The sequence below is a fragment of the Arenibacter nanhaiticus genome (genome assembly GCF_900141935.1).
Lineage (GTDB): Bacteria > Bacteroidota > Bacteroidia > Flavobacteriales > Flavobacteriaceae > Arenibacter > Arenibacter nanhaiticus.
On the sequence record NZ_FQYX01000058.1, the window covers coordinates 1 to 8,701 of the forward strand.

At 32.9% G+C, this 8,701-nt stretch carries 11 protein-coding genes; 10 read left to right on the top strand and 1 reads right to left on the bottom strand.

The features are described from left to right. Positions 1–104: 104 nt before the first annotated feature. From kwaA to BUA16_RS17830, 10 genes are all read left to right on the top strand, one after another. On the top strand, positions 105–641 hold the full coding sequence (gene kwaA / locus BUA16_RS19270; RefSeq protein ID WP_072766056.1) for an anti-phage protein KwaA: 537 nt from the start codon (positions 105–107) through the stop codon (positions 639–641). A 2-nt stretch (positions 642–643) separates the two neighbouring features. Continuing rightward, the gene (locus tag BUA16_RS17795) at positions 644–1,612 is read left to right on the top strand and encodes a Kiwa anti-phage protein KwaB-like domain-containing protein (RefSeq protein WP_072766057.1); all 969 of its coding nucleotides are present in this window, start codon (positions 644–646) and stop codon (positions 1,610–1,612) included. Positions 1,613–1,690: 78 nt separating this feature from the next. Next, the gene (locus BUA16_RS17800) at positions 1,691–2,410 is read left to right on the top strand and encodes a hypothetical protein (protein ID WP_072766058.1); all 720 of its coding nucleotides are present in this window, start codon (positions 1,691–1,693) and stop codon (positions 2,408–2,410) included. A gap of 757 nt (positions 2,411–3,167) precedes the next feature. Continuing rightward, the gene (locus BUA16_RS17805; RefSeq protein WP_072766059.1) at positions 3,168–4,157 is read left to right on the top strand and encodes a GTP pyrophosphokinase; all 990 of its coding nucleotides are present in this window, start codon (positions 3,168–3,170) and stop codon (positions 4,155–4,157) included. A 25-nt stretch (positions 4,158–4,182) separates the two neighbouring features. Further along, the gene (locus BUA16_RS18515) at positions 4,183–4,266 is read left to right on the top strand and encodes an IS3 family transposase (RefSeq protein WP_143150561.1); all 84 of its coding nucleotides are present in this window, start codon (positions 4,183–4,185) and stop codon (positions 4,264–4,266) included. 121 nt (positions 4,267–4,387) lie between these two features. After that, the gene (locus BUA16_RS18520) at positions 4,388–4,684 is read left to right on the top strand and encodes a hypothetical protein (RefSeq protein WP_143150560.1); all 297 of its coding nucleotides are present in this window, start codon (positions 4,388–4,390) and stop codon (positions 4,682–4,684) included. Between the two features lie 164 nt (positions 4,685–4,848). Continuing rightward, positions 4,849–5,340 carry a hypothetical protein gene (locus BUA16_RS17815; RefSeq protein WP_072766061.1) on the top strand — a complete coding sequence of 164 codons (492 nt, stop codon included), beginning with the start codon at positions 4,849–4,851 and terminating at the stop codon, positions 5,338–5,340. Between the two features lie 802 nt (positions 5,341–6,142). Next, on the top strand, positions 6,143–7,315 hold the full coding sequence (locus BUA16_RS17820) for an ImmA/IrrE family metallo-endopeptidase (protein ID WP_084668562.1): 1,173 nt from the start codon (positions 6,143–6,145) through the stop codon (positions 7,313–7,315). A 1-nt stretch (position 7,316) separates the two neighbouring features. After that, positions 7,317–7,808: a hypothetical protein gene (locus BUA16_RS17825; RefSeq protein WP_072766063.1), complete on the top strand. Its 492-nt coding sequence runs from the start codon at positions 7,317–7,319 to the stop codon at positions 7,806–7,808. 305 nt (positions 7,809–8,113) lie between these two features. Then, positions 8,114–8,419 (top strand): hypothetical protein, encoded by a 306-nt coding sequence (locus BUA16_RS17830; protein WP_072766064.1) that lies wholly within the window; start codon positions 8,114–8,116, stop codon positions 8,417–8,419. A gap of 43 nt (positions 8,420–8,462) precedes the next feature. On the opposite strand, the gene BUA16_RS17835 is transcribed toward BUA16_RS17830, so the two are convergent. Further along, the coding region (locus BUA16_RS17835; RefSeq protein ID WP_026812952.1) for an ATP-binding protein at positions 8,463–8,701 on the bottom strand (239 nt) is incomplete at its 5' end.

Here is an 8,701-nt window from a genome sequence, read left to right on the forward strand (position 1 = left end):
TCTTTTTTCATAAAGTGCTAAATTAAAATTAAACAAAAAATAACGGGGGCCGGCCCCCGTTATTTTTCTATTTACACACTTTATAAGATAGTCCCATTCAAATATTGCTTTTCGTCATTTCTTATGTCCCTTTGTATTTCATACTGTTTTTTCAGAATCTGAATGATAAGCTTTGGTCGAAAGGAAACGAATTCATTGGTCTTAAAGAAGCTCTAATCTTAAATAAAGTTTCATTAGCCTTTTTGATATTAATTGTCAGTTCTGTTTCGCTTTATTTTATCCTGTACAAAATCGTTATAAAGTCGTCCCACGAAGAAATTAAGGTTGTTAGGATTCAGGATAATCATGCAGAACATCTCTCCTATTTGGCAACCTATATTCTGCCGTTTATAGGTTTGAAATTTGATACTTGGCAAAATATCCTTTCAACTGTGGCATTGTTCTACATTCTTGGCCACATATACATCAAAACCAATCTTATCTTGACAAATCCAACACTTACCTTATTCAGATACCACATTTCAAAGATTGAAAACGACAAGGAAAAAATGAAAATCATTATTCATAAGCAAGCATTAAAGAAAGGCCAAACAGAAAAGGTAGTTCACTTGACCTCTAATGTTTACCTACAAAAGATATAAGAATGACCAGAGAAGAACTATTAAATCACTTAGCATTCCTTGAATTAGAGGAAACACCAACGGTAGAAGTTTATATTCTTGACCAGCCTTTCGATTCTGAAAACAGAATTGACTTAAATATTTACAAAGGTAGAATGCATGAAGATTTGGATCAACAAATTATTGATACATTTTACCCCAAAATAAGGAGTCGTCTAGTAAGACGGAAATATGACCTAATTCCGTATAATCCAGCACTTACGCCAGATAGACCGGTTAATTGGTTTTATCCCAGTGATGAAGTTCCTTTCTATGGTATAGTTCTCGAAAAGTTGGCTGAATTAGATGATGAAAACCCAATCTATTATGACAATACTACTTTGCCATATTCAGATATTTGGGCTTTATGGATAAAAATTAGTATTCAGGGCAATGATTTCTATTTCCTTAGAAAAATAACGCCTCAGAAAGTTCTAAATACTGGAGGAAAGATTGCTCTTATTTTCAGCCAAACAGTTTTCCGAAAGCTTGACCAAAACGTTTTAACCGTTGACGGAAACTTTGATGTGTTTGCTTTGAACGGCACATTGATCTTTGAAAACAAGACAAATTTTGAAAAGACTCTCCTTTACGAAGAAGTGAAGAGACAAGTAGCTAATGAGACCTTGGACGACATACAATCCATTGACATTATCGAGAATTTTGATGAATTGAGAGGCTTTTTAGAAGATGACAAGCATTCAATAAATAAACTCAACAAATTGAGAGAAAAAGAATACTTCAGACAAAAAACCTTTGCGGACTATCACAGAATAATTCGTGACTATGGAGTTCCTGTGACTGTGGATGAAGCAAACGGAAAATTCAATGTTTCGAGTAAATCTGAAGCCAAACAGCTGATTAAAGTTTTAAATGACGACTACTTGAAATCGGAATTGACTGACTTCAAATATTCAGCGAATAGTAAAGAAGAAACCAATGCCAACGCTTAGCATCCATACACATTGGCAAGTCCCTCAAAGCCGACCGATAAGGCAAAACTTGCCATATATTTAACGTTAGCCCACATTATGACTGAAAAGGAAATTACAGAAAAATCAGTTTTTGAAAAATTCAAAAAAGCATATGTTAATTTTCCTTCTGGCCAAATTGAACATATCGACAAACCTGATTTCATTATTCATAGTAAGGAAAAAATTGGAATAGAAATTACTCAAATATTTAAAGACGACTTTAAATCTGAAAAAGGTTCAATCTTAAAATCATTTGAAGAAACAACAAAAAGGGTCTCTAGTGAGCTCTTACATTTGTTAATCGGAAAACAAATTCCTAAATGTTTTATTAACATCCATTTGAACGAAAATGAATTTCCAATTAAATATAGTCCCAAAGAAATTGCAAAAATTATTCTCACTGATATTTTAAAAAATATATTATTAGACAATAAAAATTACATCTTAGAAATCACTAATTATGGACATCTCCCGAATGTAATTGATTCTTATGATATTATATTTAATGAAAAAATAAAAAATCATGAATTCATAGAATCTTATTCGGCTGTTGGAGGAATAATTGATAATTTAAAAATTCAAAATATATTAGACAAAAAAGAAGAATCTAAAAAAAGTTTTGGTAAATGTGATAAATTTTGGCTAGTCATAAAATCAGGTGAATTATCATCGGACTATTTCCCGACTATCCGAATTGATAAGGAAAAACTAAACACAACATTTGATAAGGTTTTCATATTAAAATATTTAGAAAGCGAATTAATCCAAATAAAATAATAACGTGGGCTAACAATGGTAACCGTTGCACAAGCCCATAAATTCACGAAAACCGAATTCATTTAAGCCCTTTTTAGGGCTTTCTTATTTTGTCAACTTGATGATCCAGCTATATTCTGGAGGGCTTAAAAACAAGTTTATTAAGTTCTGAAGCTCCTTTATTTTATTATTTAGCCCAGTCGAAGGGTAGCTGTCAACAGAGGACATGTACTGTATGTGCTATGGTTATAGAATGAAGAAAGGTCAAAAAAGCAAAAGGTGTTTTTAAGGGATAAGAAAAATATCGGTTCGTTTTGTGGCAATGTTAAAGGAATAAATTGTGCCATTACATAGCTTACCGTTGAATTTGTAAGGGTTCGGTGTTGTCTAAGACAAGGGCATAACTTCCGGAACACCGGGATATAGCCCACTCCCCCTTCATTGTTCCTTACCTGGGAAACTATCCCTTAAGAGAAAATGGAGGAACGTTCTGCTCTTGTGCGCGGTTCTGAGGGTGGTGAGCGAAACAGTACGAAGTACTGGGAGGGAACCTCCCGCAAGAACATGGAGAGTGTGGGGCTTCCTCCTTAAACATAAGCTATTTGTTGTATTTTCTTAAAGTTTTATTTGTTATTCACCTACCTAAATTATAATATTGGTACTGCAGTTTATAAATGGATAAACGTACCTTATTATTGCTGTTGGATAACAGCAATGAACCTATAAACAGTATATATTAAATATTAAACTGATATAACTTTAGGCAAAATACCAAAAAATGAACTTTGAACAACTACGAACTGAATTTGAAGGTAAAACAAGTAAATATGAAAGTCTTGGAAAAAACGTAGTTGAGTCTATAAGAATACTTCTTCATTTAGCTAATATTAAAAATCTATCCATCTATTTCCGAGTAAAAGATGTAGATTCTTTTATGGAAAAAACTGAGAGGAAATCTTATGAAAAGCCTTTTGATGAAACCGAAGATATTTGTGGAATTAGAATTATATGTTACTATCAAAAAGATATTGCAAAAATTGAGCAAATAATAAAAAAAGAATTTGACATCATAGAGTCTTTCAACAAAGAAAGTAATTTAGAATATAATGAATTTGGATATCGTTCTCACCACTTAATTGCCTCTGTGAAAAAGGAATGGGAAAAGACTCCAAATTTTAGAGGTTTATCAAAACTTAAATTTGAATTGCAAATAAGGACAGTTTTAATGCACGCTTGGGCAGAAATCGAACACAATCTAGCTTATAAAAGCGAATTACAAACACCGAAACAATTTAGAAGAAAGTTACATAGAATTAGTGCTAAATTAGAAGAAGCCGACGAGCAGTTTGAGGAATTAAAAGAAGAAAGTAAGAAGTACCAAAGTCAATTATTTGATGAAGCTAAAAAGAATAAACTAGTAGTTGAAGATAAAACAGAACTAAATATTGACTCTTTACAAGCATTTATGGATTCTAATTTTCCAAAAAGGATAAAAGGATTGGATGCAACTGGAAAACTTTTAAACCAAATGGTAGAATATAAAATATCATTGAAAGACCTAAAAAATGCTTGGGATAAAATAAAACCTCATTTTAAGGAAATGGAGAAAGAATATTTAGATGGAACAAATGGCAAACATTCGAAATGGGCTCAAGCAGGAATTGCAAGATTCATTCTTGATTTGACTAATGAAAATTATAGAAAAAGATTAAAGTCAATAGATAGTCAAAAAAGAATAGACAAATTAATGAAAAAGTACTTTACCTAACAATGGTAACTGTTGGGACAACTCAGTGGCAGAAAGTTTCTTTAAATCCCTTAAGACGGAACTTATTTACGGGAACACTTTGTTAACTAGAGTGGAGATGGAAAAGTGAGAATTGGAGTTGTCAGGAAGTATTAAACTCTATTGTTGAAGCAGGCTTTGCAGGTATTATAGCGAAAGACAACAGTGTTAACGTTGTTGAAAATACTGAGATAAAAGCAAAAAGAACACACTTGCATGCATCTGGAAATAGTAAAAACTACGTTAATAAAACAACGTTTTCAAGTTCAAAGAGAAGTGTAGGAATGGAAGGCATTAGCACTCAAGGCAACATAATGGTTGAAGAAAGTGGCATTGGATTCGGAGAAGGGAGTTCTTTATTTTTTGGAGGAAATCCAAATCTAGTGTCCGGAAATTGTCCATACTGTAATACAAAAATAGAAGTAGATAAAAGGCAATTGGCAGGATATACATCAGTAAAGTGTCCAAATCCTATATGCGGAAGAATACTAAATTTCACAATCAACTAAGCCTAACAGCGGGTCAAAGCGCATGCCGCGGTTTGGCTCGGCTGGATACGGAAGTGAGAATTTGAACGACAGAACTATAAAGAACAAACCTGGGGTAACGGCGGCACGACGCCATACCCGCGAAACGTTGTATTTAATTAAAAAGAGAGGGATAATTAATATAGATGAGTGAATTTAAAAAATCAGAAGGTTGTTTAGTTGAAAAGCAATCAACGGCAATCGCGACAGAAAAATTGGATGCTGTTTTAAATTATCTTAATGATAATAGAGAACTTGCTTATCATTACGGATATGGACTTCCCAAAAGATATTCTAAACCAAAAGAGGTTGTGCTGACATCACAAGAAGTGTTAAATGTGTTGGACAAACTTGACCGAGATAAAATGGTTAGAGTGAAAATAATGGGTATTGGTAACGGAAATTCAAACTCGGCTGAACATTATACGATTAGTCTTGACGGAGAAGTTCTTTTGCAAGACGGTGGATATACTCAAAAGCTAATAGATGAGCGAAATAAAAAAAACAAAATAGCACAAGATTTAAGAATTTCCCAAAGAAACGAGGTCTTTGTAAAATGGACTTCTTTGGTAGCCGCTATTGGTGCGATTGGGATTTTGATTTTTGAGATTTATAAATATTTTTTATGCTCTTATTGAACCTATAAGTTTCGACCTCTATCATTATAAGCTGATAAGCCATAATACAAAGACAAAACGCTAAAACCAACAGACTATTAAATTTTTTGCAATGGACATACGAATAAAAAAACTAAACACAGTCGAGTAGGTAAAGGGGAGTCTCCCCTAAGCCAATCACAAATTCTGAAAGGCTAATTACAGGCCCACCTTAATGTATAAACTAGTCCCTAAGTGCTCGTGAGAAAGGTCAAAAAAGCAAAGAGTTATTTTTGGAATGGAAGAAAAATATCAGTTCGTTTTGTGCCATTCCTAGCTTACCGTTGAATTTGTAAGGCTTCGGGATTGTCTAGGGCAAGACAAGTGCATAACTTCCGAAACGCCCCTATAAGGCTCCTCCTGCTTATTGGTTCTTCCCCTGGGAAGCTATCCTCTATAAAAGGGGATGGAGGAACGTTCTGCTCTTGTGCGCGGTTCTGAGGGTGGTGAACGAAGCAGTACATAGTACTGGGAGGGAATCTCCCGCAAGAACATGGACGTTGTGAGACTTCCCCACTTAAGCACAACCTATTTGTTGTATTTTCTTAAATTTTCATTTGTTATTCCCCTACCAATAGTATAATATTGATACAGCTATTTATAAATAGATAACTGTAAAGTATTATTGCTGTTATCCAAAGTAATAAGCCGATAAACAGTGTATGTTACACGGGTATAATGAGTTGCACGTAATATAAAAAACACAAATCGAGGTAAATTTACCTTTATTAAACATTATATGCCGTAATTTTTATTATATTTGAGGTAAATTTACCTCAAAATCATGATTAGTAATTTATTAGATAGAAGTTTTAAAACTAATAAAGACTTTGAGAAACTTCTCAAGGATAAACTTAAATCAACAGGTTTAAGTAAAACTCATTTTGAAAGACTTTCAGGAATTCAAAGAAAAAGTCTAGATGGTATATTAAAAAAATCATCAAAGCAAACCGATATATTAAACCTTTTGAAACTTGGAGAGTTTTTAGAATTGAGTCTAGAAGATTTAATAGTTCTTCATTTCAAAGATAGACCAAGTGAAGAAATAAGAGATTTACAAAACTCAATGGACATAACCTATATTAACAAGAATTTTGATTTAAAAACATTAGCAAGTCTAGGCTTTATTAATATTGATGATTCTGTAGAAGAATTGTCTACACGTATATGTAATTTTTTCGAACTCGATTCAATTTATGACTACGAAAAGGATTTGAATGATGCTTTATACAGTAGAACAAAAAGGTCATATAGTGATAAAATGAAAGACTTTTGGATTAAATCTTCATACAAGTACTTTGAGTTGATTGATAATCCAAATGAATATTCAAGAAAAGATTTAATCGATATAATTCCAAAAATAAAACCTTACACTCAAAATGTCGAAAAAGGATTATTGACAGTTTTTCAAGCTTTATTTAATATAGGAATTACAGTTGTGTTTCAACCTTCTTTACCTAAAACACAAATCCGAGGTGCAACTTTTTTTATTAATAATAAGCCTTGTATTGTAATTACAGATTTCAATAAAAATTATGCTACTATTTGGTTTGCTCTTATTCATGAATTAAATCACGTTCTATTCGATTTAGAAACTATTGAAAACACAAAATTCCATTTATCTGGAGAACCCGATTTATTTCTATTACAAGAGGACAAAGCGAATGAATTTGCATCAGAGTATCTATTATCCTCTGAAAAAATGAGATATATCGAGAAATTGATTGACAATCCTTTAATTGTAAAACGATTTGCAAAAGAATGTCAAATACATCCTTGTATTATTTATTCTCAGTATCAATGGAGGCAATCAGAATTAGGAAACAACTATTGGGGCTATTTTAAAGAACATTTTCCAGACATCAATTTGGCTACTAAAAATCTACATGTTTCAAATTGGGATGCTGAATCTTTGAGAATTGCAGCAGAAAATATAAGAGAACTTTTAACAGTATAATATGAAAGAAGACAACAAAAATATAGAAAAGAAAAAAAGAGAACTATCGAAAGCTGATATTGAAAGATTAGAAATCATTCAAAAATCGGAAGAAGTGAAAGGCGAACAGCTTTCAATTAATATAGATTCAGAATTAACAGTAGAAAATGAAGCTTTAAAATTACTCGGGAAAACTATTGATGACCCAGTTGAGAAATTTCAGCTTTACTATCACGGATTGACAAAACTTCTTAAGGACAATTTACCAAAAGGTAAAGAAAACGAGCAAGTAAGAAGAATAGTATATGATGAAAAAAACATATTAATTAATAGAGGCGCCAAAAAAGACGAAAAAGGTATTAGGGGAAGTGATGGAAGAATGGCTTACATCGAAGATTTAGAATTTGCAATCCAGATTGTTGCAGATTGGATATCCAAAAAAGGTTCTGCTTCCGATTTATTTATGGCTTTTTGGGATAAAAACGAAGAACTTGGCTACGAACATCAAGATTAAAAAACTACGTACAATACCTATAGAAAATAGGGCATAAAGTACTATAATTAATGGATTGGGCGTGTTCGCCCAGTCGCCAAATCTTTTGGATTTGTCAATTAAAAAAGAAAAAATAATTACAAAAAACTTTGACTCGCAGACCAGACGAAAACGAAAATGTTTCCTTACCACCCTACTTGCCGAGACGTTGTGCTTAATTCCCCACATAAAAAAAACTCTATTAATTTCTTAAGCTAACGAGTTAAATTTTATGTAAGAAAATTATATTAAAATTAAGCCTTAGCCAGAATTAAAAAAACTCAAATATGAGTAAAGTAGAATTGAAGTATGAAGATCTAGAAGATCATCTTAAGGAACAAATAGAATTCCTCAATACTTCTTGTGATTTATTTGATGATGGCAAGTTTGCAGAAGCCAAACGAATAGCAACAATCATCAGAGTATTATTCCATGACACCAGACACTCTAAATCTTTATTGGGACAATTGGGCCGAAAATCCGACTCATTTTATAGTACAAACCTTCCGTTAGCCAGTGAATCATTGAGTACCTACTCTGGATTAACAATTGGATATTATGGTGATGCTGACCCCCTGTTCTGGCCATACTGACCCCTCTAAGGATTTTGGTCAAAAAGATAAGTTAATGACAATATTACAGTTTTTTTCTTAGACTTTCTCCCTTTAATTCTATTCGATGGGAAGTGTGTACCAATCTATCTAAAATGGCATCGGCGATGCTTGCTTCCCCAATAATATCATACCAGCTTCCCACAGGTAGTTGACTGGCGATAATGGTGGACGATCTTCCATGGCGGTCCTCAATAATTTCCATCAGGTCCATTTGTTGTTTTCTATCCAGATGTGCCAGTCCAAAGTCATCCAGGATCAACA

Excerpts from the sequence above, each read along its gene's own strand:
- BUA16_RS17815 (WP_072766061.1), top strand. The coding sequence starts at position 4,849 with ATGAGTGAATTTAAAAAATCAGAAGGTTGTTTAGTTGAAAAGCAATCA.
- BUA16_RS17805 (WP_072766059.1), top strand. The coding sequence starts at position 3,168 with ATGAACTTTGAACAACTACGAACTGAATTTGAAGGTAAAACAAGTAAA.
- BUA16_RS17795 (WP_072766057.1), top strand. The coding sequence starts at position 644 with ATGACCAGAGAAGAACTATTAAATCACTTAGCATTCCTTGAATTAGAG.
- BUA16_RS17830 (WP_072766064.1), top strand. The coding sequence starts at position 8,114 with ATGAGTAAAGTAGAATTGAAGTATGAAGATCTAGAAGATCATCTTAAG.
- BUA16_RS17820 (WP_084668562.1), top strand. The coding sequence starts at position 6,143 with ATGATTAGTAATTTATTAGATAGAAGTTTTAAAACTAATAAAGACTTT.
- BUA16_RS17800 (WP_072766058.1), top strand. The coding sequence starts at position 1,691 with ATGACTGAAAAGGAAATTACAGAAAAATCAGTTTTTGAAAAATTCAAA.
- BUA16_RS17825 (WP_072766063.1), top strand. The coding sequence starts at position 7,317 with ATGAAAGAAGACAACAAAAATATAGAAAAGAAAAAAAGAGAACTATCG.